The 24,626-nt window shown below is 63.3% G+C and carries 30 protein-coding genes; 7 read left to right on the top strand and 23 right to left on the bottom strand.

Annotated elements, in window-relative coordinates; genetic code table 11:
• The first annotated feature begins 34 nt into the window (after nucleotides 1-34).
• Nucleotides 35-616, top strand: a complete 582-nt coding sequence (locus NKI08_RS12015; protein WP_352769669.1) for a histidine phosphatase family protein — start codon at nucleotides 35-37, stop codon at nucleotides 614-616.
• Between the two features lie 14 nt (nucleotides 617-630).
• On the opposite strand, the gene NKI08_RS12010 is transcribed toward NKI08_RS12015, so the two are convergent.
• The 9 genes from NKI08_RS12010 to gcvA all read right to left on the bottom strand — a co-directional run bounded on the left by NKI08_RS12010 (nucleotide 631) and on the right by gcvA (nucleotide 10,545).
• A complete protein-coding gene (locus NKI08_RS12010; protein ID WP_352769428.1) occupies nucleotides 631-2,217 on the bottom strand; it encodes an FGGY-family carbohydrate kinase in 1,587 nt (528 codons plus the stop codon).
• Entirely contained in the window at nucleotides 2,214-2,897 is a 684-nt protein-coding gene (locus NKI08_RS12005) for an HAD family hydrolase (protein WP_352769425.1), read from the bottom strand. The genes NKI08_RS12010 and NKI08_RS12005 overlap by 4 nt, the downstream gene beginning before the upstream one ends.
• Before the next feature lie 15 nt (nucleotides 2,898-2,912).
• Nucleotides 2,913-4,391, bottom strand: a complete 1,479-nt coding sequence (locus NKI08_RS12000) for a mannitol dehydrogenase family protein (RefSeq protein ID WP_352769422.1) — start codon at nucleotides 4,389-4,391, stop codon at nucleotides 2,913-2,915.
• A 71-nt stretch (nucleotides 4,392-4,462) separates the two neighbouring features.
• A complete protein-coding gene (locus NKI08_RS11995; RefSeq protein WP_352769419.1) occupies nucleotides 4,463-5,233 on the bottom strand; it encodes an L-iditol 2-dehydrogenase in 771 nt (256 codons plus the stop codon).
• Nucleotides 5,230-6,234 (bottom strand): ABC transporter ATP-binding protein, encoded by a 1,005-nt coding sequence (locus tag NKI08_RS11990; RefSeq protein ID WP_023676991.1) that lies wholly within the window; start codon nucleotides 6,232-6,234, stop codon nucleotides 5,230-5,232. Before NKI08_RS11990 ends, NKI08_RS11995 begins: the two co-directional genes overlap by 4 nt.
• 51 nt (nucleotides 6,235-6,285) lie before the next feature.
• Complete coding sequence (locus tag NKI08_RS11985; RefSeq protein ID WP_023676992.1) at nucleotides 6,286-7,110, bottom strand: carbohydrate ABC transporter permease; 825 nt, start codon at nucleotides 7,108-7,110, stop codon at nucleotides 6,286-6,288.
• 11 nt (nucleotides 7,111-7,121) lie between these two features.
• A complete protein-coding gene (locus NKI08_RS11980) occupies nucleotides 7,122-7,994 on the bottom strand; it encodes a carbohydrate ABC transporter permease (protein WP_023676993.1) in 873 nt (290 codons plus the stop codon).
• Between the two features lie 114 nt (nucleotides 7,995-8,108).
• On the bottom strand, nucleotides 8,109-9,419 hold the full coding sequence (locus tag NKI08_RS11975) for an ABC transporter substrate-binding protein (RefSeq protein WP_023676994.1): 1,311 nt from the start codon (nucleotides 9,417-9,419) through the stop codon (nucleotides 8,109-8,111).
• 214 nt (nucleotides 9,420-9,633) lie between these two features.
• Nucleotides 9,634-10,545 carry a transcriptional regulator GcvA gene (gcvA, locus tag NKI08_RS11970; protein WP_292662413.1) on the bottom strand — a complete coding sequence of 304 codons (912 nt, stop codon included), beginning with the start codon at nucleotides 10,543-10,545 and terminating at the stop codon, nucleotides 9,634-9,636.
• Between the two features lie 110 nt (nucleotides 10,546-10,655).
• Here gcvA and NKI08_RS11965 point away from each other — a divergent pair, with 110 nt between their 5' ends.
• The gene (locus NKI08_RS11965) at nucleotides 10,656-10,841 is read left to right on the top strand and encodes a hypothetical protein (protein WP_254815832.1); all 186 of its coding nucleotides are present in this window, start codon (nucleotides 10,656-10,658) and stop codon (nucleotides 10,839-10,841) included.
• 75 nt (nucleotides 10,842-10,916) lie between these two features.
• Here NKI08_RS11965 and NKI08_RS11960 read toward each other — a convergent pair whose 3' ends face one another.
• Nucleotides 10,917-11,876 carry a sugar-binding transcriptional regulator gene (locus tag NKI08_RS11960; protein ID WP_023676997.1) on the bottom strand — a complete coding sequence of 320 codons (960 nt, stop codon included), beginning with the start codon at nucleotides 11,874-11,876 and terminating at the stop codon, nucleotides 10,917-10,919.
• A gap of 361 nt (nucleotides 11,877-12,237) precedes the next feature.
• On the opposite strand from NKI08_RS11960, the gene NKI08_RS11955 reads away from it, so the two are divergent.
• Nucleotides 12,238-12,870 (top strand): HAD family hydrolase, encoded by a 633-nt coding sequence (locus NKI08_RS11955; protein WP_352769416.1) that lies wholly within the window; start codon nucleotides 12,238-12,240, stop codon nucleotides 12,868-12,870.
• A gap of 22 nt (nucleotides 12,871-12,892) precedes the next feature.
• Here the strand turns inward: NKI08_RS11955 and NKI08_RS11950 are convergent, their stop codons facing one another.
• From NKI08_RS11950 to ureC, 8 genes are all read right to left on the bottom strand, one after another.
• The gene (locus NKI08_RS11950; RefSeq protein WP_352769413.1) at nucleotides 12,893-13,660 is read right to left on the bottom strand and encodes a class II aldolase and adducin N-terminal domain-containing protein; all 768 of its coding nucleotides are present in this window, start codon (nucleotides 13,658-13,660) and stop codon (nucleotides 12,893-12,895) included.
• Nucleotides 13,661-13,742: 82 nt separating this feature from the next.
• The gene (gene ureG / locus NKI08_RS11945; RefSeq protein ID WP_352769410.1) at nucleotides 13,743-14,384 is read right to left on the bottom strand and encodes an urease accessory protein UreG; all 642 of its coding nucleotides are present in this window, start codon (nucleotides 14,382-14,384) and stop codon (nucleotides 13,743-13,745) included.
• Nucleotides 14,381-14,821 (bottom strand): DUF3995 domain-containing protein, encoded by a 441-nt coding sequence (locus NKI08_RS11940; RefSeq protein ID WP_352474738.1) that lies wholly within the window; start codon nucleotides 14,819-14,821, stop codon nucleotides 14,381-14,383. The genes ureG and NKI08_RS11940 overlap by 4 nt, the downstream gene beginning before the upstream one ends.
• Nucleotides 14,818-15,513, bottom strand: a complete 696-nt coding sequence (locus NKI08_RS11935) for an urease accessory protein UreF (RefSeq protein WP_502899592.1) — start codon at nucleotides 15,511-15,513, stop codon at nucleotides 14,818-14,820. Before NKI08_RS11935 ends, NKI08_RS11940 begins: the two co-directional genes overlap by 4 nt.
• The gene (locus NKI08_RS11930) at nucleotides 15,500-16,084 is read right to left on the bottom strand and encodes an urease accessory protein UreE (RefSeq protein ID WP_352769404.1); all 585 of its coding nucleotides are present in this window, start codon (nucleotides 16,082-16,084) and stop codon (nucleotides 15,500-15,502) included. The genes NKI08_RS11935 and NKI08_RS11930 overlap by 14 nt, the downstream gene beginning before the upstream one ends.
• A gap of 57 nt (nucleotides 16,085-16,141) precedes the next feature.
• Nucleotides 16,142-16,735, bottom strand: coding sequence for a hypothetical protein (locus NKI08_RS11925; protein ID WP_352769402.1), 594 nt, complete (start codon nucleotides 16,733-16,735; stop codon nucleotides 16,142-16,144).
• 114 nt (nucleotides 16,736-16,849) lie between these two features.
• Nucleotides 16,850-17,626, bottom strand: a complete 777-nt coding sequence (locus NKI08_RS11920; protein ID WP_352769399.1) for a hypothetical protein — start codon at nucleotides 17,624-17,626, stop codon at nucleotides 16,850-16,852.
• 8 nt (nucleotides 17,627-17,634) lie between these two features.
• A complete protein-coding gene (gene ureC / locus NKI08_RS11915; protein WP_502899591.1) occupies nucleotides 17,635-19,347 on the bottom strand; it encodes an urease subunit alpha in 1,713 nt (570 codons plus the stop codon).
• 179 nt (nucleotides 19,348-19,526) lie between these two features.
• Between ureC and NKI08_RS11910 the strand changes: the two genes are divergently transcribed.
• The gene (locus NKI08_RS11910; protein ID WP_023677006.1) at nucleotides 19,527-19,910 is read left to right on the top strand and encodes a hypothetical protein; all 384 of its coding nucleotides are present in this window, start codon (nucleotides 19,527-19,529) and stop codon (nucleotides 19,908-19,910) included.
• Nucleotides 19,911-20,036: 126 nt separating this feature from the next.
• On the top strand, nucleotides 20,037-20,531 hold the full coding sequence (locus tag NKI08_RS11905; RefSeq protein ID WP_352474746.1) for a hypothetical protein: 495 nt from the start codon (nucleotides 20,037-20,039) through the stop codon (nucleotides 20,529-20,531).
• A gap of 26 nt (nucleotides 20,532-20,557) precedes the next feature.
• Here NKI08_RS11905 and NKI08_RS11900 read toward each other — a convergent pair whose 3' ends face one another.
• Genes NKI08_RS11900 through NKI08_RS11880 form a run of 5 tightly spaced genes read right to left on the bottom strand, consistent with a single transcriptional unit; the run spans nucleotide 20,558 to nucleotide 22,922 of the window.
• Nucleotides 20,558-20,863, bottom strand: coding sequence for an urease subunit beta (locus NKI08_RS11900; protein WP_023677008.1), 306 nt, complete (start codon nucleotides 20,861-20,863; stop codon nucleotides 20,558-20,560).
• A gap of 7 nt (nucleotides 20,864-20,870) precedes the next feature.
• A complete protein-coding gene (locus tag NKI08_RS11895; RefSeq protein ID WP_352769663.1) occupies nucleotides 20,871-21,464 on the bottom strand; it encodes a HupE/UreJ family protein in 594 nt (197 codons plus the stop codon).
• Nucleotides 21,465-21,492: 28 nt separating this feature from the next.
• Nucleotides 21,493-21,750 carry a DUF1272 domain-containing protein gene (locus NKI08_RS11890; protein ID WP_352539910.1) on the bottom strand — a complete coding sequence of 86 codons (258 nt, stop codon included), beginning with the start codon at nucleotides 21,748-21,750 and terminating at the stop codon, nucleotides 21,493-21,495.
• A gap of 19 nt (nucleotides 21,751-21,769) precedes the next feature.
• Entirely contained in the window at nucleotides 21,770-22,072 is a 303-nt protein-coding gene (locus tag NKI08_RS11885) for an urease subunit gamma (protein ID WP_023677011.1), read from the bottom strand.
• A gap of 28 nt (nucleotides 22,073-22,100) precedes the next feature.
• The gene (locus NKI08_RS11880; protein ID WP_502899590.1) at nucleotides 22,101-22,922 is read right to left on the bottom strand and encodes an urease accessory protein UreD; all 822 of its coding nucleotides are present in this window, start codon (nucleotides 22,920-22,922) and stop codon (nucleotides 22,101-22,103) included.
• A 223-nt stretch (nucleotides 22,923-23,145) separates the two neighbouring features.
• Here NKI08_RS11880 and NKI08_RS11875 point away from each other — a divergent pair, with 223 nt between their 5' ends.
• A complete protein-coding gene (locus tag NKI08_RS11875; protein WP_023677013.1) occupies nucleotides 23,146-23,400 on the top strand; it encodes an acyl carrier protein in 255 nt (84 codons plus the stop codon).
• 4 nt (nucleotides 23,401-23,404) lie between these two features.
• Nucleotides 23,405-24,613, top strand: coding sequence for a beta-ketoacyl-[acyl-carrier-protein] synthase family protein (locus NKI08_RS11870; RefSeq protein ID WP_352769394.1), 1,209 nt, complete (start codon nucleotides 23,405-23,407; stop codon nucleotides 24,611-24,613).
• Nucleotides 24,614-24,626: the final 13 nt, after the last annotated feature.

The raw sequence follows: 24,626 nt of genomic DNA, 5'->3' as shown, positions 1-24,626 counted from the left end.
GCTATGGTCGCGGCAGATCCATTTGAAAGGCAGCCTGATGAGCACGTTTCCCGAAATCTATCTGGTTCGGCATGGCGAGACGGAATGGAGTGCGTCCGGAAAACATACCGGCCGAACCGACATACCGCTGACGCCGGCCGGCGAGGAAGCGGCAAGGCGGATCGCTGAGCGGCTCAAGGGCCTGTCCTTCTCGGCGGTGTGGTCGAGCCCGTCGCAGCGCGCCTTCAACACCTGTGCCCTGGCCGGCTTCGGCTCGTCAGGCGTGAAGAAGGACGATCTGGCGGAGTGGGATTATGGCGCCTATGAGGGATTGATCACCAAACAAATTGTCGCCGAGCGCCCCGGCTGGCGTCTCTTTCGCGACGGCTGCCCGAGCGGCGAGTCCGCCACGGATGTCGGCTCGAGGGCGGACCGGATCGTCAGCCAGTTGCGCGAGGTCGGCAGCAATGTCCTGGTCTTCTCAAGCTCGCATTTCCTTAGAGTGCTGGCCGCACGCTGGCTCGGCCTGCCGCCGCAAGCCGGCGCGTTTTTCGTGCTGGATACCGCCAGCATAAGCGTGCTCGGTTATGAGCACGACCTTGACGAGCCGGTCATCCGGCGCTGGAACCAGAGATAGCAACCGATCCCGATTTATCGGATCGCGTCCAGCGCCTGCCTTTGCCTGTGCATTTCGAGAAACACGCGGTAGTCGCGATCGAACCGGCCGGCGGCAGCCGGATTGGGCTCTCGCGTCCTGCCGCCCTGTTGCATGGCGACGCAGGCAGCGTTCAAATCGGGAAAAAGCCTGGCCGCGGTGGCGGCAATCATTCCGCTGCCGAGCAGCACCGCCTCGTCCGCCAGCGGCTCGACCACCGTGCAGCCGGTGGCATCGGCATAGAGCTCCATCAACAGCGGGTTCTTGGTGTGGCCGCCGGTGACGTGCAGCGTGTCGATCAGATAGCCGTTCTCGTTCAGCGCTTCCAGCACATGACGGACGCCAAGCGCGACGCTGACGGCGGTGCGCCAGTAGAGCTTGCACAGACTGTCGAAGGAGGCATCCAGCGTCAGCCCGCTGATGACGCCGACGGCATGCGGGTCGGCGAGCGGCGAGCGGTTGCCGTGAAAATCGGGCAGTACGTGCAGCCTTGCGGCGAGGTTGTCGCCCTCGACGGCGCGCAGCTCGGCGACGCGGTGGGCAATCCTGGCATGCATGGCGGCATCCGGCTCGCCGCCGGCGCCATGCCAGCGGATGATGTGGTCGAGCAGCGCGCCGGTGGCCGACTGGCCACCTTCCGACAGCCACAGGCCGGGAAGGGCTGCGCCATAATATGGGCCCCAGACACCGGCGAAAGGCTGCGGATCGGCCGACATCGCCATGACGCAGCTCGACGTACCGGCAATCAGGGCGAGATGGCGACCGATGTTCGTTGCGTCACCGGCGAAACCGCCGAGCACGCCAAGCGCGCCGGCATAGGCATCGATGACGCCGGCGCCGACCCGGCATTTTTCGGTGAGGCCAAGCTCCGTCGCGGCTTGCGCGCCGAGCGGGCCGATATCGGCACCGACCGGGCTTGCCTTTTCCGGCAGGTTGCCGTGCTCAAAGATATCGCCGAGCCCGACGGCTTCGAAGAAGTCGCGCCGCCAGCCGGTCGCTTCATGGGCTAGATAGGTCCATTTGGCGGTCAGCGTGCATTGTGAACGGGAGAGCGAGCCGCTTGCCTTCCAGGTGAGGAAGTCGGTGAGGTCGAATAGATAGCCGGCTTCGTTCCATGTTCCGGGCAGGTTGCGCTTCAGCCACATCAGCTTCGGCGTCTCCATTTCCGGCGACATGACGCCGCCGATATAGTCGAGCACAGCGTGGCCGCTTTCAGTGCATTCGTCGGCCTCGGCAATTGCGCGATGGTCGAGCCAGACAATGGTGTCCCAGCGCCTTTCACCAGTGACGGACACGCTGAGCTGGCCGCCATGCCGGTCTCGCACCACCAGCGAGCAGGTGGCATCAAAGGAGATGCCGACGATATCCTCGGCCCGCACGCCCGCCTTTTCGCGGGCAGCGCGGACTGCCATGCACACCGCCGACCATATATCCTGCGAATCGTGCTCGGCATGATCGGCCTTCGGCTGTTGCATGGCGATCGGGTGCTCGGCGCGGCCGAGCAAGGCGCCACCGGTGTCGAGAATGCCGGCACGAGCGCTTCCGGTGCCGACATCGACCGCGCAAACGAAACTGTTGGTCAAGGTGTTCTTGCTCTCGCTCCCAGGCCTGCAATCAGATCGGGCAATTGCAGCATGTCAGCGAATATAAAGTCCGGCTCACTCGACGCAAGCCGCGCTTTCAATGCCGGGTTGCCGGTGTGCGAGCCGCCGGTGAAGGCAAGGACGCACATGCCGGCCGCCCGCGCCGCTTCTATGCCGGCCGGGCTGTCCTCGACGACAAGGCAGTTTCGCGGGGCTGCTCTCATTTTATCTGCTGCATGGAGAAAGAGATCGGGCGCCGGTTTGCCCCGCGCCACCATGGCGGCGCTGAACAAATGCGGCTCCAGCAGCCCAAGCAACCCGGTGACGTCGAGCGCATAGCGGATGCGTTCCAGGGTGCCGGAGGAGGCGACGCAGCACGGTACGCCGAGCCTCGGCAGGACCTGTGCGATACCTGGCATCGGTTTCAGCTCCTCGCGGAATCTGCGCATCAGTTCGGAGCGCATCTCGGTCAGATGCTGCTCGGTGAGATCGAGCCCGAAGTCGCTTGCGAGGATTTCGCGGACGCTCTTCATGCTCTTGCCGAGGAAGTGCTCGTAGGCAATGTCCTCGCTGACGTTGCCACCGGCAAGCGCGATCATCTCCAGCAATGCCGAGACGGACAGCATCTCACTGTCCACCAGCACGCCGTCACAGTCGAAAATGACCAGTTCAGGCGTCATCGCGCTGGATCGGCTTCAGAGGTCGCCGGCGAGATAGCGCGTCAGTGTCGCGCGCGCGCCGTCCGCCCACAGCAGTCTCAGCGCTTGGCCGAAGGCTTCAGCGAACGGCGGCGAGCGGCCGACATCGCCATAGATGTCCTCCATGGCAAGCCAGGCGGCAGGCATGTCCCTGGCCGCCTTGGCCGTCGCCTGCAACCGGCCCCAGTTCGGGTCGTTGGGCTCGGTGACGGCACCGGAATCCGTCGTGCCGAAGCAGTAGCGACACCAGAGCGCCGATTCCAGCGCAAGGCCGGTGACACTTTTGCCAGCCTTCAGCCGGTCGGTGATGGTCGGGATGATGAATTTCGGCTGGCGGTTGGAGCCGTCGAGGCAAAGCCGGCGTATGGTGTCGCCGATCTTTGGATTGGAGAAGCGGTGCTCGATGAGCTGGTAGTAATCTTCGAGGTCGGTGTCCGGAACCGGCGGCACGGTCGGGATGATTTCGTCATGCTCGAGCTTGTCGAGGAAGCCGCGTACCAGCGGCTCCTGCATCGCCTCATGGACGAAATGGATGTCCATCAGCCCGGCCGGATACGCGATGGTCGCATGGCCGCCATTGAGGATGCGGATCTTCATCAGCTCATAGGGCGCGACGTCGCTGACGAACTGCACGCCGACTTTTTCCAGCGGCGGGCGGCCGTCGGTGAAACGGTCCTCCAGCACCCATTGCTTGAACGGTTCGCAAAACACCGGCCAATTGTCGTCGAGGCCGAACTCGCTGGAGAGAATGCCGCGCTCGCGGTCGGTGGTGGCCGGCGTGATGCGGTCGACCATGCCATTGGGAAAGGCAACGTTCTCGCTCACCCAGTTTGCCAAACCTTCGTCGATCAGCCGCGCAAGGCCGATGACGCCATCTGAGGTGACGTGGCCGTTATGGGGGATGTTGTCGCAGGACATGATTGTGAAGGGCACGATACCGTCGGCGCGGCGGCGCAGCAGCCCGGCGAGGACCAGGCCGAAGACGGTCTTCGGCGTCGCCCCCGGCTCAGCGTCGGCAACGATGTCGGGATGTGTCGGATTGAAGACGCCGGATGCCGGATCGATGAAATAGCCGCCCTCGGTAATGGTCAGGGAGACGATCTTGATCGCCGGATCGGCAAGCCGCTCGACGATTGCGGCCGCATCGCCCGGCACCAGGAAGTCGATCATGACGCCGGTGACGCGCGCGCTCATATGGCCGCTGTCCTGCTCGACCACGGTGGTCAGCCAGTCCTGCTCCTGCAACTTGCCGCGGCCGACCTTCTCGCCCTCGAAGACGCCGGCGCCAACAATGGCCCAGTCGTGGCCGACACCCGAATTGAACAGGTCGTCGAGATAGACGGCCTGGTGCGAGCGATGGAAATTGCCGACGCCGAAATGCACGATGCCGGCCTTGAGCGCGGCGCGATCGTATTTCGGGCCGGCGACCTTGGGCGGCAGCTTGGCGAGGATGGAAGAAGAGAGTTTCACGGTCATCTGCTTTTACCCTTTAGCGGGACGGCTCTTCCCCCCGTGGAGGAGACGGGGGGAAGAGCGCCTTCGCCCCCTCAACTCATCCACTGGCCGCCATCGACATTATAGGTCTGGGCGACGATGTACTCGGCCTCATCGCTGGCCAGGAACACCGCCATGCCGGTGAGGTCTTGCGCCGTGCCCATGCGGCCATAAGGCACGGCTTCGCCGACCAGCCTCTTCTTCTCGCCCCTCGGCCGGTTCTCGAACTTGGCGAACAAGGCATCGACATGGTCCCAATGCTCGCCGTCGACGACCCCCGGTGCTATCGCGTTGACATTGATGCGGTGTTTGATCAGGTCGAGCCCTGCCGACTGGGTGAGCGAGATGACCGCGGCCTTGGTGGCGCAGTAGACGGCAACCACCGCCTCGCCGCGGCGCCCGGCCTGGCTTGCCATATTGATGATCTTGCCGCCCTTGCCGCGGGCAATCATAGAACGGGCGGCGGCCTGCAACGTAAACAGCGTGCCGGCGACGTTGACCGAAAACAATTTGTCGTAGCTTGTCTTGGTGATCTCGACGATCGGCGCCAAGTCGAACAAAGCAGCGTTGTTGATCAAGATATCGAGGCCGCCGGCCCTGGCTTCGACTGCCTTGACGGCCTCATCGATAGACACGAGATCGGTGACGTCGAGCTTTACCGCGTAGGCATTGCGGCCGATTTCCGAAGCCGTCTTCTCGGCGGCTTCGAGATTGATGTCGCCAATCGCGACCGTCGCCCCTTCGCGCATGTAGGCTTCGGCAAACGCCCTGCCGATGCCGCGCGCCGATCCGGTAATCAGCGCCGATTTACCCCGGAGCCTCATTGCAGCATCGCCTTCCCGTCGGCGCCGAAACGATGCAGCTTGGCCTTTTCCGGCGTCAGGTAGATTGTGTCGCCGTGATGGGCGGCCAACTCGCCGTCGGCACGCACCGTCAGCTGCCCGACACCATCCGCCTGGACGTGCAAAAACGTGTCGGAGCCGAGATGCTCGGCAACCCCGACCGTCGCCTTCCAGTCGCCTGACGTCTTCGAAATGTTCATATGCTCCGGGCGGATGCCGACTGTCTTGGCGCCATATTTGGCGGCCGGCGCGCCTTCGATCAGGTTCATCTTCGGCGAACCTATGAACCCGGCGACGAACAGGTTCTTCGGCGTCTTATAGAGCTCCATCGGCGAGCCGACCTGCTCGATATTGCCGGCATTGAGCACGACGATCTTGTCGGCCATGGTCATCGCCTCGATCTGGTCGTGGGTGACGTAGACCATGGTTGTCTTGAGCTGGTGATGCAGCTCGCTGATCTCCAGCCGCATGGTGCCGCGCAGCGCCGCGTCGAGATTGGACAAAGGCTCGTCGAACAGGAAGGCCGACGGCTGGCGCACGATGGCGCGGCCGATGGCGACGCGCTGCCGCTGGCCGCCGGAGAGCTGGCCGGGGCGGCGGTCGAGGTAGTTGGTGAGGTTCAGGATCCGCGCGGCGTCCTTCACCTTCTTGTCGATGGTCGCCTGGTCCTCGCCCGCCATCTTCAGCGGGAAGGCGATGTTCTTGGCCACCGTCATGTGCGGGTAGAGCGCATAGGACTGGAACACCATAGCCAGCTTGCGCTTGGCCGGCGCCTCGCCGGTGACGTCGCGACCATCGATGATGATGGTGCCGCCGCTGGTATCCTCGAGACCGGCGATCAGACGCAACAGGGTGGATTTGCCGCAGCCCGACGGGCCGACGAAGACGACGAACTCTCCGTCCTCGATGACCAGATCGAGGCCGGGGATGATGGACGTCGCCCCGAAGGATTTGGAGACGTTCTTGAGCGTGATGTTTCCCATGGTTTCCTCCCCCGAAGGGCTATCCTTTCGTTTTGCGTCAGGCAATGCCCGCTACTTTACCGCACCGAATGTCAGGCCTCGAACCAACTGCTTCTGGCTGAACCAGCCCATGATCAGGATCGGCGCGATCGCCAGCGTCGAGGCGGCCGAAAGCTTGGCCCAGAACAGCCCCTGCGGGCTGGAGAAGGAGCTGATGAAAGCGGTGAGCGGCGCGGCCTCGGTGGTGGTCAGCCGGATCGTCCAGAACGCCTCGTTCCAGGCGAGAATGATGTTGAGCAGCATGGTCGAGGCGATGCCGGGGACCGCCATCGGCGTCAGCACGTATATGATCTCGTTCCAGAGCGATGCGCCGTCCATGCGCGCCGCTTCCAGGATCTCGCCCGGGATCTCGCGAAAATAGGTGTAAAGCATCCAGACCACGATCGGCAGGTTGATCAGCATCAGCATGACCATCAGGCCGATGCGGCTGTCGAGCAGACCGGTATCGCGGAAGATCAGATAGATCGGAAACAGCACGGCGACGGCCGGCATCATCTTGGTGGAAAGCATCCACATCAGGATGTCCTTGGTGCGTTTGCCCGGCGAAAACGCCATCGACCATGCCGCCGGTATGGCGACGAGCAGAGCCAGGATGGTCGAGCCGACCGACAGGAACACCGAGTTCAGGAAGAATTTGAAATAGCCGTTCTGCGCCTGGACCTCGGAATAGCTCTCCGTGGTTCCCGACGGGAACAGGTTGAAGCCCTGGATAGCCTCCTGCTCCGACTTGAACGAGGTGATGATCGTATAGAGGATCGGGAAGAAGATCAGCAGCGCGACGATCCAGGCGGCCGCGGTAGCAATCGTCTTGTGCTGGGTGGTGACTGCACGTGCCATCTTATCCTCCCTTATTTATCCAGGTTCTTGCCGACAGCGCGCATGGCGAAGAAGGCAACGATGTTGGCGAGAATGACGGCAATGATACCGCCGGCGGACGCCTGGCCGATTTTGAACTCCAGCAATGCCTTCTGATAGACGAGGAAGGGCAGGTTGGTGGAGGCGTAACCCGGGCCGCCGTTGGTGGTGACGAGGATCTCGGCATAGACCGACAGCAGGAAGATCGTCTGGATCAGGATGACGACGGTTATGGCGCGCGACATGTGAGGCAGCGTCAAATAGATGAAGCGGCTGATGAAGCCGGCGCCGTCCATTTCGGCGGCTTCCTTCTGCTCGACGTCGAGCGACTGAAGCGCGGTCAACAGGATCAGCGTAGCAAACGGCAGCCATTGCCAGGCAACGATGATGATGATCGCCAGGAGCGGGTGCTGCCCGAACCAATCAATCGGCTGCCCGCCGAAGAAGCGCGCAATATCGGCGAAAACCCCGTACTGCGGATGCATGATCATGTTCTTCCAGACCAGTGCCGCCACCGGTGGCATGACGAAGAACGGCGAGATGACAAGGATGCGGACGATGCCCTGTCCCCACATCGGCTGATCGAGCAGAAGGGCGAGCAGAATACCGCCAATCACCGTGATCAAAAGCACGCTGACGACGATGGTGAGCGTGTTGAGGATCGACTGCAGGAATGCCGGGTTGGAATAGAACAGCGCGTAGTTCGAAAACCCGACGAAGCCGTCGCGCATCGGATTGAGCGGGTTGTATTGCTGGAAGGAAAACCACAGCGTGAATGCCAGCGGCACAATCATCCAGACCAGCAGCAGCACCACGGATGGCGCCATCATGAAACGGGCAAGCGAACGGGTCTGCTGAGTAGCCATGACGGTCACCCTTCGAGGTCGGCCAAGTTTTTCAGCGGTGTGAAAGCTGGCCGCCCGAACTGGGATTCGGGCGGCCGTTGCCGGTCGCCATTGGCAACCGGCACCGGGAGGAGCTTACTTGATGTAACCGCCCTCGGTCATCGTCGCGGTGGCGGCGTCCTGCGCCTGCTTCAAGGCATCGTCGACGCTCGACTGGCCGGCAAGTGCCGCCGAGAAGAGCTGGCCGACGGTGGTGCCGAGACCCTGGAACTCAGGAATGGCGACGAACTGGACGCCGACATAAGGCACCGGCTTGACGGTCGGGTGCGTCGGATCGGCGGAGTTGATCGAGTCCAGCGTCATCTTGGCGAAAGGTGCTGCCTTCTGGTATTCGGGATTGGCATAGAGCGACGAGCGCGTTCCCGGCGGAACGTTGGCCCAGCCTTCCTTCGAGGCGACGAGCTCGGCATAGTGCTTGCTGGTTGCCCAGGATACGAACTTTTGAGCGGCGTCGGCCTTCTGCGTGCCGGCGGGGATGGCTAGCGACCATGCCCACAGCCAATTGCCGCGCTTGCCGAGGCCGTTGTCCGGCGCCAGCGCATAGCCGACCTTGTCGGCGACGGTGGAGTTCTTCGGGTCGGAAACGAAGGAGGCAGCGACGGTAGCGTCGATCCACATGCCGCATTTGCCCTGCTGGAACAGCGCCAGGTTTTCGTTGAAGCCGTTGGACGACGCGCCCTCGGGGCCGTCGGCCTTCATCAGGTCGACATAGAACTGCAGCGTGTTCTTCCATTCGGGCTGGTCGAATTGCGGCTTCCAGTTCTCGTCGAACCAGCGCGCGCCGAACGAGTTCGACATGGCGGTCAGGAAGGCCATGTTCTCGCCCCAGCCGGCCTTGCCGCGCAGGCAGACGCCGTTCACGCCGTTGGCGCGGTCGGTCATCTTGTCGGCGGCCTGCTTGATGAAGTCCCAGGTCGGTGCATCGGGCATCTTGAGCCCGGCCTTTTCCATCAGGTCCTTGCGGTACATGACGAAGGAGCTTTCGCCGTAGAACGGGGCGGCGTAGAGCTTGCCGTCGACCGACAGGCCGCCGGCTATGGCCGGGATGATATCCTTGACGTCGTAATCGTCGCCGAGCTTGTCGAGCGGCAAAAGCCAGTTCTGCTTGGCCCAGATCGGCACTTCATAGGTGCCGATGGTCATCACGTCGTACTGGCCACCCTTGGTGGCGATGTCGGTGGTGACGCGCTCGCGCAGGACGTTTTCCTCAAGCGTGACCCACTGCAGCTGAATGTCGGGATTTTTGGCGGTGAAGTCGTCGGTCAGCTTCTGCATGCGGACCATGTCGCCATTGTTGACCGTGGCGATGGTGATGGATTCGGCATGCGCGGCGAAAGCGAGGGCGCTGGCCGAGAACAGGCCTAGGGTGAACGTGCGAAGTTTCATCAAAATTCCTCCCATAAACCAAGATGAGCATTTGCCTTGGCTGTGAGCAATTACTCACTTGCGATGAATTATGTCAAGACGGATTCGTTGCTGCAGCGCAGCACGCCGGATCTTGTGCAGCGGCAAGCCTGGAACGTTTGCGGCATGTCTGACGAAGGATTCGGCCGGGCTGATTGGGCCCGGCGCTTTGCTGTCGGTCTTGCTGGGATTCAGCCTATTGGCAAGCGATCTCGCTCAGGATCCAATCGCGGAAGGCGCGGATCTTCGGCACGTTGCGTCGTGCCGTCGGATAGACCAGCCAATAGGCGTGGCCGTCGTCACCGACCAGATCAAAGGGCTGGATCAGGCGGCCGTCGGCAAGTTCGGTCTTGAACAGCGCCTTGGTAACGATCGCCACGCCGTGGCCGGCAATCGCGGCATTGGCCTCGTAGGCCTGCGCGCCCATGCTGGTGCCGGGACGCTTGGCCAGCTCCTCGACCGGCAGGCCGGCGGCGGCAAACCAGTCCCGCCACCAGATGTCACCCGGGTCGAGGATCGGCAGCCGCAGCAGGTCGGCCGGCTCCTTGACGCCGCCGATGCTTGCCGCGAGCTTTGGACTAAGGACCGGCGTGAAATCGGCCCTGAAAAGCATATGGGTCTCGACGCCCGGCCAGTTGCCGCCGCCGGAGCGGATGGCGATGTCGATATCCTCTCTGGCAAAGTCGACAACCCTGTTCGAAGTATCGACGCGCACCGCCAGCGACGGATGCGCGACCTGGAACGAACCGAGATGCTGCGCCAGCCAGTTGGAGGCAAATGTCAGCAGCGTCGAAACGCAAAGCACGCCGTCGGCGCCGGTGCGCGCGGCGGCATAGGCGCCGCTCAACAGCGCGAACGCCTCGCTGACCGCGGGCGCCAGGCGCTGGCCGGGTTCGGTCAGCACGATCTGTTTTGGCTGGCGCAAGAACAGGGGCGCGCCGATGCGCTCCTCCAGAAGCTTGATCTGATAGCTTGCCGCCGCCTGCGTCATGCCAAGCTCCTGGGCGGCCTTGGTGAACGAGAGATGCCGCGCCACCGCCTCGAACACCCGGATCGCCTGAAGCGGAGGAAGCTGCGAAACCAGCTGCCGTGAATTGAGCTCCGGCATAAGCCCTCCTTATGGGCAGTGATCGACGTTTGATTGGCGGCACCGGCCGGTCCTACCGATATTCCGTATTGAAGATCAATTACGCCTAGAGATAGCGAAGGCTGACGATCATGACCACAATACAGGAAAAGCTGCTTCTTGCTCCAGCCCATGGCTGGTTTTCACGGTTGGCTCGGGGATTGGCAAGGCACGCGGCGCGGAAACGGGCCTATCTCGACGTCCGGGAGCTGCCGCCGCATCTGCAGCGCGACATGGGCTTTCTCGACGGCAACGATCCTTGCGGCCGGCACCAGTAGTGACGCTCGTTTTATCGGGGATTCAGATGCGTTTCGATTTCACATGATCGTTTCCGACCGCCAGCGGTTCGGAGATCATGCGCCCGCCAGCAAGGCGGCGGCGGTCCGCTCATCGGTGATGAGGCCGTTGACCAGCCGCCGGTTGACGGCGGCGAAGATGCCCGGCAGCTTGCGGTCGCCCATGGCAAGCGCGATCACCAGCGACTTTTCGCGCGACGGCAGCGGTGCCGACGACACCCGATCATTGGTGATGCCCTCGATCATGCGCCCGTCACGATCGAATACCCAGCCGACGATCTCGGCAACGCCGCCGGCCTTCTGCAGCGCCTTTAATTCACCCTCCGAAATGAAGCCGTCCTCGTAAAGCGGCGCCTTCGGGCCGAGATCGCCGATGCCGACAAAGGTGACGTCGGCCTCGGCCGCAAGCGCCAGCGTCGGCTGGATCATCGGCTGGCTGAGCAGCATCTCGCGCTCCTCGGGCGAGGAAGCGATGACCGGCAAAGGCATCGGAAACGAACGCGCCTTGACCCTGTCGGCCATGGTGAAGATGACGTTGTAGAAGGCCGCCGAGCCGTCCGGCGAGATGTTGCCGGTCAGCGACACCACTTTGTGCTGCGGGCATTCCATCGGCGGCAGTTGCTCGATCGCGGCCTTCAGCGTGCGGCCGGTGCCGATCGCCATGACGATCGGCACCGGCGACCGCAGCCGCCGTTCGATCTCGGCCGCCGCCGCCTCGGCGACGCCGATGACGGTGGAGGAAGAAGAAGGGTCGCTCGGCACCACCTCGACCAGATCGAGCGCAAAGCGCGATTTCAGCCGTGCCGCAAGGTCGAGGCAATTGGCGATCGGATGGTCGACGCGCACCTTGATCAGCCCTTCGGAGACTGCGAGCGACACCAGCCGCTGCGCCGTCTGCCGCGAGATGCCAAGCGTGGCGGCGATCTGGTCCTGGGTGTTGCCTGCGACATAATAGAGCCAGCCGGCACGCGCCGCGTCGTCCAGCCTGTTGCCGCCGCTGTCCTGCCGCGAATTCAAGTTCCTGCCTCCCAACCCCGCCGAGCATAAGAGGCGGAGCGCAGTAGTTTCGCAGGGAATGAACTTGCGCGCAATTGCCTATTGTAAGAGCAATTGCTTAGTGATGAAACTTGGGTGTTTGGAGCGAAGTGACAGGTCGACCCAGTCTCGTTGCAACAGCAAGGCTGTCGAGGTCGCACCAATCCCGGTTCTAAAGCGCGTTGCGTTCGATCGGCCTCATGCGACGCGTTTTAGGTTCCTTTTTATGCATGTCGTCATCGCAAAACCGCTGCACACTTTGCGCGACATGCATTAGCGGGGACGCGGCGGTTTATCTCGCGCGCTAAACGCTTTAAGGAATTTTTTGAGAATGGAGCCTTGCATGACGCCGAAAGCGGTTTTCTGGGATATGGACGGCACGCTGGTCGACAGCGAGCCGCTGCACGAGGCGGCGCTGATTGCGGCGCTGCACAGCGTCGGCATCGCGCCGCCGGCCGACCTGCATGAGCGCGTGCTCGGCATCGCCGCATGGCCGGTCTACGAAATGCTGCGCGACGAGTTCGGCCTCGACCTGCCTTTCGACGACTGGATCGTGCGCAAATACGATCACTATCTGCCGATGGCCGAAACGCTGACGCCACGCACCGGCGCAATCGAGATTTTCAATGAGCTGCTCGCGCTTGGCGTGCCGCAAGCGGTGGTGTCCAACTCGGACAGGCTGATCGTTGATGCCAATCTGCGCGCCGTAGGCCTCGTATATCCCGGCATGAAGACGGTCAGCCGCAACGACGTGCGTGAAGGCAAGCCGCATGCCGAACCTTTCCTGCGCGCCGCCTGGTTGGCCGACGTCGATCCCGCCGAGGCAGTGGCGGTCGATGACAGCGTGACCGGCGCCACGGCGGGGCTGGCAGCTGGAATGAAGACGATTTTCTGGCCAGAGGTGCCCATGGAGGGGCCGCCGGGGGCGATTGTCATCGACAGCGCCGGCGAATTGCGGGCCGAACTCGGGCTTTAAGCCAGGCCCGGCGGGACCGCGCTCAACTCCGGTAGGCAGGCTCCTGCTCGTCGAGGATCGCCTTCAGTTCGGAAAGGTGGCGCTCGGCCTGGCCGGGATAGTCTTCCTGTTCCCTTGCCGCTTTCTCCGCGATCTCATCCGACAGTACCCGCAGCGGCCGGCCGGTCCACAGCGCCTTGATATAGGTTTCGGCGGCGCGCTCGAAATAGAACATGCGGTTGAAGGTGTCGGCGACGCTGTCGCCGATGACCAGCACGCCATGGTTGCCCATCACCATCACCTTGACCTTCGGGTCGACAAGAAGCTGGGAGCAGCGCTCGCCCTCTTCCTCGAAGGCCAGCCCGCCATAATGAGCGTCGACGACATGGCGGTTGAAGAAGATCGCCGAGTTCTGGTCGACCGGCGGCAGCGTCGAGTCGGCGAGCGAGGCAAGCACGGTGGCGTGGATCGAGTGGACATGCATGACGCAGCGCGCATGACGCACGTTGCGATGGATGGCACCATGCAGGCCCCACGCCGTCGGGTCGGGCGCATTCGGGCCGATAAGCGTGTCGGGATCATTGGCGTCGATCAAAAGCAGATCGCTCGCCTTGATGCGCGAGAAATGCACCTGGTTGGGGTTCATCAGGAACTGCGAACCATTGTCGTTGACGGCCAGTGAGAAATGGTTGGCCACCGCCTCGTGCATGTTGAGCCGCGCCGTCCAGCGGAAGGCGCAAGCGAGGTCGACGCGCTCCTCATAGAACGGCAGGTTGGTCAGCACTTCCTTCTGCAGGCGAGTGATGCTCATCGTAAACCTCCGTGAAAAAAGCAAGGATGCCGCGCGGCTGGAACACGCGCAACCCGGTTTCGTTTGGTGCAGGCGAGCGCCGTTATGCCGCCGTGCTGGTGGCCGCGCCGACCCTCAGCCCGCCATGCTCGACGATGAAATCGATCACCTCCTGCAGCCCCTTGCCGCGCGACAGGTCGGTGAAGCCGAACGGCCGCTTGCCGCGCATGCGGGCAGCATCGCTCTCCATGATGTCGAGATTGACGTTCACATAGGGCGCAAGGTCGCTCTTGTTGATGACCAGGAAATCGGACCGGGTGATCGCCGGTCCGCCCTTGCGCGGAATCTCCTCGCCCTGGCAAACCGAGATGACATAGAGCGTCAGGTCGGCAAGGTCCGGCGAGAAAGTGGCGGCGAGGTTGTCGCCGCCCGATTCGATGAAGACGACATCGAGATCCGGGAATTTTTTGGTCATCTCGGCGATCGCCTGCAGATTGATCGAGGCGTCCTCGCGAATGGCGGTGTGCGGGCAGCCGCCGGTCTCGACGCCGATGATGCGATCCTCAGGGAGCGCCTGCAGCCGGGCCAGCATCATGGCGTCTTCCTTGGTGTAGATGTCGTTGGTGACGACGGCGATCGAGAACTCGTCACGCAGCGCCTTGCAAAGCTTTTCGGTGAGCGTCGTCTTGCCCGAGCCGACCGGACCGCCGATGCCGACGCGAAGAGGACCGTTGGGTGATATCATGCGGGGAACTCCGTGAGGGCAAGAATGGCAAAGCCAAGCCCGATCAGCAGGCACAGCGGCGAATAATAACGCAGATCGAGCCGCACGAAAGGCTGCTCGGGCGTCAGCCGGCGCCACCAAGGCGTGAAGCCGGCAATGCCGCGCGCCAGGAAGACCAGTGCGATGAGCAGCGCTGTGGCGGCGAGCCCGGCCTTGGGAAAGGGCGTGGCAAACACGCCTTCGAGCGCCATCGGCCACAGCGTCGCCAGGCCCAGGCATGCGGCGACGGCGAAGCTGGCGAAGGGCGCCGGCATTTCGTCGACGCCACGGAAGCCGACCACCGCGCGGGCGCAGGAGGCAGCGTCCCTGCCCGGCCAGATGCCGCCAATGCCCCAATAAACATGCAGTGCTGTGATCAACAGCAGGACGAGCGAGAGGGCGAAAGCGAGGACGATCATGAGCGGAACAGCCGCGAATACTGGGCCTCGTGCTTCATCGCCGTGACGTCGGAGATGAAAGCGCAGCCGCCGAGATCATCGAGGGTCGAGCCGGCAGCGCGGTCGGCCGTGGCCAGGGCAAGCGGTTCGAAGGCGGCCAGTAGCGTCATCGCGGCACTCTGGCCAACGATGCCAAGCCGGATCGCAGCCTGGACGAGATTGGAGAAGAAGGCCTGCAGAAAGGCCGCCAGGGCGTCCCGCAGCGCAATGCCGTGATCGCCGGCAACGGCGCCGACGGCAACGCAATAGGCACATTCGGCCGGCAGGCGATCCAGCACCTGGCACGGCCAGGCGATGGCCGCCTTCATGAAAGCAGCACCCTGCAGCATGGTCTCGGCATGGCGCTCGCGCGAGCCTGCCAGAGCTTCGGCAAGGGCGACGATTTCATCGAGATCGCCGGTTTCGCGCGCCCTGTGCCAGCTTTCGGCAAACAGCACCGCATCATTCCAGCCCGAACCCATCTCGACCAGCGTTTCCAGCCACGCGGCGAGCTCTTTGCTGTCGGCAACCAGCCCGGCATGCACGGCTTGCTCGAGACCATGGCTGTAGGAAAAGCCGCCGACCGGGAAGGAAGGCGACAGCCACGCCATCAGCCGCAACAAAGCAATATTGGAAGGCTGGGCAACGTTGGAAGGCTGGTCAGTCATGGTCATGGTCGTGCGAATGGCTGTGGGAATGCGATTCGGTATGGGTATGGGAATGCGCTTCGGCATGGCTGTGCGCATGCGCCTCGGCATGAGCGTGGCCATGGCCGCCATGCCCGGAATAGGCGCCGCGCACCGGCTTGAACGGCTCGGAGACGTCGCTCACAATGGCGCCCAATCCCTCCAGCATCGCCTTGATGACATGGTCGCGCAGGATGAGGATGCGCCCAGCTTCGATGGCGGCTGCGAGGTGGCGGTTGCCGATGTGCCAGGCAAGCTCTGCCAGATGGACAGGGTCGCTGGCCCTGATATCGTAGAGCGGCTCCTCGGCCGCGATGATCTCGATGTGGCGGCCATCCTCCAGCACCAGCCGGTCACTATGGTTCAAGGTCACCGGTTCGGGCAGGTCGACCAGCACCTTGTCGCTACGGGCCGTTTCGATGGCGCGACGGCGCAGATGCCGCTCGTCATGGGCAAGCACCGCACTGTCGTATGGCGTGGTGGTTCCGGCTTCGCCTGCGGCCAGGACGGAGACGGCGCGCGGGAATTTGGTGAAGTCGGTGCGAATATCGAGCTTCATGTAAAAACTGCCTCTCCCAAAAAGCCTAGCCTATCGCATCCGCCGCCCCAATGGGGCTCAAACAATCGTGTCGAAGAGCCGCAGGATGAACGATATCTGATAGACGAGCGCGCCGGCGACAAAGGCGATATGGAAACGGCGGTCGCGCAGCAGGATCGCAATGACGCAAAGCGCAACGAAACCCGGGGTGCGGATCAGATATTCGACGCCGAAATGGGCGAAATGCTCCGGCCCTTTCAGCAGCGTGTCGATCACGTCGAGCAGATAGGTCGCCGCCAGCAGGCCGAAGAACCAGGCCCGGCGCGAATAGAAGAAATCCTCATAGCTGGTGTAGTCCAGCATCGAATCCGGAAACAGCAGCGCGCAAAGCAAAAACAGCGTGACGGCGTAGAAGATGATGAACAGGTATTTGCCGAAGGTCCAATTCTCGATCTGGAACAGACCGAACTCCCACCACCAGAAATGCACCAGCATCAAAAGCACCGACGCAACCCAGGCGAGGTGCACGGGATAGAGCCGGTACTGGCCGGGATGCTGGACGATGCGGGCGAGCCCCGACAGCAGCCGTGTGACGCCAAGGCCGATCACCATGCCCAGGACGATGCGGATATGCGGGAAAATGTCGTGGGCGTAGGGGAGTTGCTGGTCCATAGGCCTGGCGCGGCATGTTCTACATTTGGCGTTCTAGATTGTGATCTGAAAAGTGAAAACCGGTTTCTGCTGCGCTGACCTGCCGTTCGAATCTTGAGTCCGTTGAGACCTTGGCTATTGGTGCGCCGCAAGCAGATCGGATGAAATGGATGGCGTCTGCGCCAGATACTTCGTTGCCTTGCGAAAATAGGCCAACGGCCCGGAATCCAGATACTCGCGCGCGTCCTGTATTCCCTGACCGCGCGCCTGGGTGAACAGCGCCAGCGCAAAGGCGCGTTCCGCTGGCGACAGATAGCCTTGTCGCTCGAAGGACCAGCCTTGCGTGCCGGTGGCGGTGTCGCGGTACTGAGTGAAACTCGCCGCAGTGTTGGAATTGAAGATACCAAAGCCGAAGAAGGTGACCGCGAGATCGGTTGCGAACTCCTCCATCTCGGTGCCGCCCGGCGGTTCTTCAGGCACCGAGAACAGCAATGGATGACAAATCTCATGCGCGAACGTCGCAATGAGCTTCATGGGCTTGGGAACGATCGCCGGATTGTAGGTGATTGTCATGGCACCGCCCCGGGACACGGAGAAGGTTCCGGCAGGCTCCCGCGGCGCGTCCTGAAGGACCTGAAGCGGTCCCAAAACCGGATCGATTGAATCTTCCTGTGGCACGAGATTGAAGCGGGGCGCATCGATGCCAAAATATGCCGCCACCTGCCCGAAATAGTGCGATGCAGCGGCGTGCCCCTGTTCTTCAGAGGGGGTGAAAAATGCTCGTGTTGGCAAGATCAGCGAACGTTTGCGCAGCGCGGCTGCCCCGCCGAAATGCCTGAGCAGCCAACCCCAGCAATCGAGCTGCCACTCCTCGTCGTCGGCGTCCAGCGGGGAGCTTGTGCGCCAGAACACGCATCACCTCAAAACAAAAAGTACCTTTGCGCCATCGGTAGCACGGTTGCTGGCTCGCAGGTCAAGAGTTCGCCGTCGGCGCGGACCTCATAGGTTTCCGGGTCGACCTCGACATGCGGCGTGGCGTCGTTGAGCACCATCGAATGCTTGCCGATGCCGCCGCGGGTGTTCTCGACGGCGACCATCTGCTTGTCGATGCCGAGCCTGTCGCGCAGGCCGGTGTCGAGCGCGGCCTTGGAGACGAACGTCACCGACGAATTGGTCATCGCCTTGCCGTAGGCCCCGAACATCGGCCGGTAATGCATCGGCTGCGGCGTCGGGATCGAGGCGTTGGGATCGCCCATCGGGGCGGCGGCGATCATGCCGCCGATCAGCACCATGTCCGGCTTGACGCCGAAAAAGGCCGGATTCCACAGCACGAGGTCGGCGCGTTTTCCCACCGCTACCGAGCCGATGTCCTTCGACAGGCCATGCGCGATGGCCGGATTGATGGTGTATTTGGCGATGTAGCGGCGGACGCGGAAATTGTCGTTGTCGCCGGTCTCCTGCGGCAGCGAACCGCGCTGGCGCTTCATCTTGTCGGCGGTCTGCCAGCAGCGGATCGCCACTTCGCCGACACGGCCCATGGCCTGGCTGTCCGACGAGATGATCGAGAAGGCGCCGATGTCGTGCAGAATGTCTTCGGCGGCGATAGTTTCCTTGCGGATGCGGCTTTCGGCAAAGGCGATATCTTCGGGGATCGACGGCGACAGATGATGACAGACCATCAGCATGTCGAGGTGTTCGGCCAGCGTGTTGATCGTGTAGGGGCGTGTCGGGTTGGTCGAGGACGGAATGACGTTAGGCAGGCCGCAGACCTTGATGATATCAGGCGCGTGGCCGCCGCCGGCGCCTTCGGTGTGGAAGGCATGGATGGTGCGGCCCTTGATCGCCGCGACCGTGTTTTCGACGAAGCCGGACTCGTTCAGCGTGTCGGTGTGGATCATCACCTGCACGTCGTAATCGTCGGCGACCGACAGGCAGCAGTCGATTGCAGCCGGCGTCGTGCCCCAGTCCTCGTGCAGCTTCAGCGAGCAGGCGCCGGCGAGCACCATCTCCTCGAGCGCGGCAGGCAGGGACGCGTTGCCCTTGCCCGACAGGCCGATATTCATAGGGAAGGCGTCGAAAGACTGGATCATGCGCGCCAGATGCCACGGCCCAGGCGTGCAGGTGGTGGCCAGCGTGCCGTGCGCCGGGCCGGTGCCGCCGCCGAGCATGGTGGTGATGCCCGACATCAGCGCTTCCGCGATCTGCTGCGGGCAGATGAAGTGGATATGCGCGTCGAAGCCGCCGGCGGTCAGGATCTTGCCCTCGCCGGCGATGATCTCGGTGCCGGGACCGATGATGATGGTGACGCCGCCTTGGGTATCCGGATTGCCGGCCTTGCCGATCGCGGCGATACGGCCGTCCCTGAGGCCGATATCTGCCTTGACGATACCGGCGGTGGCATCGACGACCAACGCATTGGTGATGACGGTGTCGACCGCGCCTTGCGCGCGCGACACCTGGCTCTGGCCCATGCCGTCGCGGATGACCTTGCCGCCGCCGAACTTCACCTCCTCGCCGTGAAGAGTGAGATCCCTTTCGACCTCGATGAACAGCTCGGTGTCGGCGAGCCGGACCTTGTCGCCGACGGTCGGGCCGTACATCTGCGCATAGGCGGCGCGGGTGATTTTAGCCATCAGCAATTGCTCCCGAAATACAGCCCGAAAATACCGCTTGTCGAAGCCGGGCTCCACATTGCCGCCATCCTATGGTCACGCAATGACCCGCTGAGCGACACTTTCCGATCCCATTTAGCGTTTGAGGTGGCCGGGCCACCCCAAAACGACCATTTGCCAATCGATGGAAAGGAACATCCATGCGCAAAACGACCCTTCTGGCAGCCGCCGCCACGCTGGTGCTCGCAACCGCCGCCAGCGCCCAGCAACAGCCTGCGCAGCAGCCCAGTCCGGCGCCGGCTGCGCCTGCTCCTGCCGCGCCCGGGGCGCAGCCGCAGGCGCCCACCATCCAGGCGATCAACGTCGTCGATATCAAGGATCTGCCCGCGGACACTCAAGCCAAGGTCAACGAGGTGATCGCCAAGCGCAGCGATGCCGACCTGCAGAAACTGCGCGGCTCGATCGACGCGACACCGCAGGTCAAATCCGCGCTCGAAGCCAAGGGGCTCACCTCGGCGCAGGTGATCGCCGCCAGCATGAGCACCAATGGCGCGCTGACGCTGATCACCAAGAAAGCGAGCTGACGAGACGAGGCGGCGGGCCGGTGCCCGGCCAGCCCGCCGCATCACAAAGGGAACCTTCACGGGGGACGTTACGTTTCGGTCCTGTCGCCCTGACACGAGCCTCGAAAAGGACCCTGAGAACGAGCGATGGCGATCACCACCTTCTCCGACACCAGATGGCTGCATGGGATTGCCGCGACCGCGTTTCTGGCAGCCAGCATTCCGCACGCCGCGCTGAACGCGCAGAGCCTCGACAGCGCCGAGACCGTCAACCGGATCGTCGGCTCGGAGGTCGGCCAGGAAGAGACCAAGACAAATGCGGAAGCCGGCAAGGTCAGTTCGGCGATCGACCGCACGCGTGAAAACATCGCCGCCGTGCGCAAGACATCCAAGCTCGACAAGGTCGACATCGTGTTTCTTACTGATGCCGCGCGCACCGAAGGCGGCCCGCCGCCGGCGATCGAAAACAAGGTCAGGCAACATCGGGACGACATCGCCGAGCTGCGCAAGGAGATCGAGGCGAACGCATTGCTGTTCAACGCCATCGATTCGCGGCGAGTGCAAACCGAGGACGTTCTGGCGGTGGAATTCGACGATCCGGGAAAGGTCGTCATCTATGCGGCGGCCAAGCCGCCCGGCTGAGCCGAAACTGCTCGACGCCTTCGATCTCACAGCGCGCCCATGATCTTCTGCTGAAATCCGTAGACCTCGCGCTTGCCGCCGAACGGCACCAGGGTAACGTCGCGCTCCTGGCCGGGCTCGAAGCGCATGGCGGTGCCGGCAGCGATGTCGAGGCGCATGCCGCGGGCCTTGTCGCGATCGAATCTCAGTCCCTCATTGGTCTCGAAGAAATGATAATGGCTGCCTACCTGGATCGGCCGGTCGCCGCTGTTGGCTACCTTCAAAGTGACCGTCGCCAGACCCTTGTTCAGTTCGATCTCGCCGCTTGCCGTGATGATTTCGCCGGGGATCATCGCGGCCTCACACGACGCCGAAAGCGAGGCCGGCGCCAATCGCGGCACAAGCGGCGCCAGCGGCGCGGGCAAGCCCGCGGAAGCGCCAGCCGAGGCCGAGACCGGCCGCGATGCCGACGGCGTGGAGCAGTGCCGTGGCAACGGCAAAGCCCGCCATATAGCCGAGTCCGCCGACATTCTCAGGCACCTCGGTGCCATGGGCATAGCCGTGGAACAGCGCGAACAGGCCGGTGACGGCGACGCCGGCCGAGACAGGAAGATCGACGGCGAGCGCAACCAGCAGCCCGAGTGCCACGACGGACGCCAGTATTGCCGGCTCGACGAAAGGCATCGGCACATGCAGCATGCCGAGCACGCCGCCGGACAGCATGACGCCTACGAAGGCCAGCGGCCATGCCCAGATCGCTTTGTCGCCCTTGAGCGCGGCCCATAGCCCGACGGCAATCATCGCCGTCATGTGATCGAGGCCGGAGAGCGGGTGGGAGAAGCCGGCGGTGAAGGACCAAACCGTGCCGACGCCGACATGGGCATAGGCTGGCATTGCTGCCGCCAGCAGCAGGACCGCCGACAGCGTTGAGCGTTTCATCGTAGCGGGGATCATCGGCGTAGCTTCCATCTTCGAGTACCTCTCACGCCGCCTTGCGGGCCGGAGCGCAGCCCTCTGCCTTGAGGACGCGCCTGGTGGAGGCCGGATATTTCTTCAGCAGCGCTGCCGGACGGATCGGGCGGGCCGAGAAGTTGCCGCCGCAATTCGGACAGGCGCCGCCGAGCACGTTTTGTGCGCAGTCGGCGCAAAAGGTGCATTCGAAGGTGCAGATCACCGCATCCGTCGCATCGGGCGGCAGATCCTTGTCGCAGCACTCGCAGTTGGGACGCAGCTCAAGCATTTTCCTCTCCTTGGCGGTGTTATCTGATCGGCTCGTGCACGGTCACCAGCTTGGTGCCGTCTGGAAACGTCGCCTCGACCTGCACATCGTGGATCATTTCTGCAATGCCTTCCATCACCTGGGCCCGGGTGACGACATGGGCGCCGGCCTCCATCAGCTCGGCGACCGCGCGGCCGTCGCGGGCACCCTCGACGACGAAATCGGTGATCAGCGCGATCGCTTCCGGATGATTGAGCTTGACGCCGCGTTCGAGCCGCTTGCGGGCCACGATCGCCGCCATGGCGATCAGCAGCTTGTCTTTCTCCCTCGGCGTCAGATTCATGCTTTTTCCTGCGGTGGCACAATCGAAATCAGAGTGACCATAATTTGGGCAGGCCCGCCCGTCCGTTGAGCAATTCGACAAGCGGCACCAGCCGCTTGCGGAGCTGGTAGCCGTCCTCGGCGAACAGCCTCGCAAGAAGCTTGCCAGATTTCCGCACGCTCCAGAAACTGACGCCGCCCTGGCCGCCGACTATGCCCCGGGCCGGCTCGAGCAAAGCCTCTGCCCGTGGCGACACCATCAGCAGCGTCGCCACGGCGACGGCACCGCCGGCCGCTGCGGGACGGTTCAAGGCGGCCGCAATGTCCGGCCCGATGCGGAACTCCTCTGCATGGACCAGCGCCCCGTCCTGGCGGACGCGCCAGCGGTCGTGGAAATGGCCTTGCGTGGCCCGTTCACCCATGGCCAGGCGGCCGAAGACGGTGGCCTCCAGGATCAGCGCCTCGGCTCCGGTGGCAAGCTCCACGTCAAGGCTGCGGGCAAAGGCCGAGCGGTCGAAGACGATGGTTTCCTGTGGCAGCCAGGCAATGTGGCCTTCTTCCCCGATAGTCAGCTGCACCCGCACTTCGGCGCGATCGGATGCGGCGCGATAGATTTTCTCGCAGGCCTGCGTTGTCATGGTTGCGGAGGCGCCGGCACCGACATCGACCTCCCAGGCGAGACGGTCGCCACCGGTCAGCCCACCGGCGGTGTTGATCAGGACGGCTTCGAGCGGATCGGCCGAGACCGCCGGCATGCGGATCTTGGCCGAACCGTCCTGGTACAGACGCCGAAGACGCGTGCGGCCTCCGTTCCAGTCGCAGCCAAGCCGCGCGACGCCGGCAACACGCTGGGCCGGCGGCACTGAAGTCAAGCTATATGCGATCGTATCCACGACGCCAACGTTAAGCACTGCGGCGGCTTTGTCGATATATAGCTTGTTGCTTGACAGCGTTTCGGTTTCTATAGAGGGAGCCACCTTGGTACGGTCACCGGCGCCTGGCGGGGGTAAAAGGCGACGATGACGACGTAATCGAGGACAAAAGGGGCGCTGATCAGTTAGCGTCGGGAAACGACAGAGTTGGGGAAGAAACCGAATGGCTGACCAGCTGGCAAACGATATCATCGCCAAGATCAAGGCTCATGCCGAGCCGGGCGGCGAGGAAATCACCACCAGTACCGAACTGACCGCCCTTGGCATCCATTCGCTGGAACTGACGGAGATCATCTTCGATCTCGAGGAAGAGTATGGCATCGAAATCGAGATGAACACTGTCGATGCCTGGAGCAATCTGAAGAATGTCGGCGACATGGTCGAGGCGGTTCGCGCGCTGATCGCGAAAAAAGCCTGACTGAATGCACAAGCGCGTCGTCATCACGGGCATCGGCGGATTATGCGGGCTCGGCACCAATGCACCGGCAATCTGGAATGAAATGCGCGCCGGCCGTTCGGCAATCGGCGCGATCGACAATCCGCTGCTGCATGATCTGAAGGTCAAGGTCGGCTGCGAAATCAAGGCGCTTCCCGAGCACGGCATCGACCGCAAGCAGGTCGTGTCGATGGACCGCTTCAGCCTTCTGGCGACGATCGCCGCGCGGGAGGCGGCACAGCAGGCGGGATTGAACCCGCACGCCGCCAACACCTACCGGATGGGCACCGTCGTCGGCGTCGGCGTCTGCGGCTGGGAGGCGATCGAAGAGAACTATCGCGCCATCCTGCTCGAAGGCAAGAACCGCGCCGGCATCTTCACCGTCCCGAAAGTAATGCCGGGCGCTGCAGCCGGCCATGTCAGCATGAATCTTGGTCTGCGCGGGCCGGTGTTCGGCATCACCTCTGCCTGCTCGTCATCCAACCACGCCATTGCCTCGGCGGTCGATCAGATCAGGCTCGGCCGGGCCGACGTCATGGTCGCCGGCGGCACCGATGCGCCGCTGGTCTGGGGCATCCTCAAGGGCTGGGAGGCCCTGCGGGTACTGTCGCCGGACACCTGCCGGCCGTTTTCGGCCGACCGCCAGGGGCTCGTGCTCGGCGAAGGCGCCGGCATGGTGGTGCTGGAAACATATGAGCATGCCATGGCGCGCGGCGCCGCCATCCTTGCCGAAATCGCCGGCGTCGGCCTTTCCGCCGACGCCTCCGATATCGTCGCGCCAACCATCGAAGGGCCTGAGGCGGCGATGCGCTTCTGCCTCGTCGATGCCGGGCTCAATCCCGAGGACGTCGACTATCTCAACGCGCATGGCACCGGCACCAAGGCCAACGATCAGATCGAGACGGCGGCGATCAAACGCGTGTTCGGCGGCCATGCCTGCAAGCTTTCGGTGTCCTCGACCAAATCGATGCACGCCCACTGCCTCGGCGCCTCCGGCGCGCTGGAAATGATCGCCTGCGTGATGGCGATCCGCGAAGGCATCGTGCCGCCGACCGCCAATTATCGGGAAGCCGACGCCGACTGCGATCTCGACATCACGCCGAACGTGGCGCGCGAACGCACCGTGCGCACCGCGATCAGCAACAGCTTCGCCTTCGGCGGCACCAATGCGGTGCTGGCGGTAAAGGCCGTGTGACCGCACCCCTTGC

The organism is Mesorhizobium sp. M0768 (assembly GCF_040320195.1).
GTDB lineage: Bacteria > Pseudomonadota > Alphaproteobacteria > Rhizobiales > Rhizobiaceae > Mesorhizobium.
This window is presented reverse-complemented; position numbering and strand designations above follow the sequence as displayed.

Bases quoted from the DNA above. Each gene is read 5' to 3' on its own strand.
- NKI08_RS12005 (WP_352769425.1), bottom strand. From the start codon at position 2,897: ATGACGCCTGAACTGGTCATTTTCGACTGTGACGGCGTGCTGGTGGAC.
- NKI08_RS12000 (WP_352769422.1), bottom strand. From the start codon at position 4,391: ATGACCGTGAAACTCTCTTCTTCCATCCTCGCCAAGCTGCCGCCCAAG.
- NKI08_RS11995 (WP_352769419.1), bottom strand. From the start codon at position 5,233: ATGAGGCTCCGGGGTAAATCGGCGCTGATTACCGGATCGGCGCGCGGC.
- NKI08_RS11990 (WP_023676991.1), bottom strand. From the start codon at position 6,234: ATGGGAAACATCACGCTCAAGAACGTCTCCAAATCCTTCGGGGCGACG.
- NKI08_RS11985 (WP_023676992.1), bottom strand. From the start codon at position 7,110: ATGGCACGTGCAGTCACCACCCAGCACAAGACGATTGCTACCGCGGCC.
- NKI08_RS11980 (WP_023676993.1), bottom strand. From the start codon at position 7,994: ATGGCTACTCAGCAGACCCGTTCGCTTGCCCGTTTCATGATGGCGCCA.
- NKI08_RS11975 (WP_023676994.1), bottom strand. From the start codon at position 9,419: ATGAAACTTCGCACGTTCACCCTAGGCCTGTTCTCGGCCAGCGCCCTC.
- gcvA (WP_292662413.1), bottom strand. From the start codon at position 10,545: ATGCCGGAGCTCAATTCACGGCAGCTGGTTTCGCAGCTTCCTCCGCTT.
- NKI08_RS11965 (WP_254815832.1), top strand. From the start codon at position 10,656: ATGACCACAATACAGGAAAAGCTGCTTCTTGCTCCAGCCCATGGCTGG.
- NKI08_RS11955 (WP_352769416.1), top strand. From the start codon at position 12,238: ATGACGCCGAAAGCGGTTTTCTGGGATATGGACGGCACGCTGGTCGAC.
- NKI08_RS11950 (WP_352769413.1), bottom strand. From the start codon at position 13,660: ATGAGCATCACTCGCCTGCAGAAGGAAGTGCTGACCAACCTGCCGTTC.
- ureG (WP_352769410.1), bottom strand. From the start codon at position 14,384: ATGATATCACCCAACGGTCCTCTTCGCGTCGGCATCGGCGGTCCGGTC.
- NKI08_RS11940 (WP_352474738.1), bottom strand. From the start codon at position 14,821: ATGATCGTCCTCGCTTTCGCCCTCTCGCTCGTCCTGCTGTTGATCACA.
- NKI08_RS11935 (WP_502899592.1), bottom strand. From the start codon at position 15,513: ATGACCATGACTGACCAGCCTTCCAACGTTGCCCAGCCTTCCAATATT.
- NKI08_RS11930 (WP_352769404.1), bottom strand. From the start codon at position 16,084: ATGAAGCTCGATATTCGCACCGACTTCACCAAATTCCCGCGCGCCGTC.
- NKI08_RS11925 (WP_352769402.1), bottom strand. From the start codon at position 16,735: ATGGACCAGCAACTCCCCTACGCCCACGACATTTTCCCGCATATCCGC.
- ureC (WP_502899591.1), bottom strand. From the start codon at position 19,347: ATGGCTAAAATCACCCGCGCCGCCTATGCGCAGATGTACGGCCCGACC.
- NKI08_RS11910 (WP_023677006.1), top strand. From the start codon at position 19,527: ATGCGCAAAACGACCCTTCTGGCAGCCGCCGCCACGCTGGTGCTCGCA.
- NKI08_RS11905 (WP_352474746.1), top strand. From the start codon at position 20,037: ATGGCGATCACCACCTTCTCCGACACCAGATGGCTGCATGGGATTGCC.
- NKI08_RS11900 (WP_023677008.1), bottom strand. From the start codon at position 20,863: ATGATCCCCGGCGAAATCATCACGGCAAGCGGCGAGATCGAACTGAAC.
- NKI08_RS11895 (WP_352769663.1), bottom strand. From the start codon at position 21,464: ATGATCCCCGCTACGATGAAACGCTCAACGCTGTCGGCGGTCCTGCTG.
- NKI08_RS11890 (WP_352539910.1), bottom strand. From the start codon at position 21,750: ATGCTTGAGCTGCGTCCCAACTGCGAGTGCTGCGACAAGGATCTGCCG.
- NKI08_RS11885 (WP_023677011.1), bottom strand. From the start codon at position 22,072: ATGAATCTGACGCCGAGGGAGAAAGACAAGCTGCTGATCGCCATGGCG.
- NKI08_RS11875 (WP_023677013.1), top strand. From the start codon at position 23,146: ATGGCTGACCAGCTGGCAAACGATATCATCGCCAAGATCAAGGCTCAT.
- NKI08_RS11870 (WP_352769394.1), top strand. From the start codon at position 23,405: ATGCACAAGCGCGTCGTCATCACGGGCATCGGCGGATTATGCGGGCTC.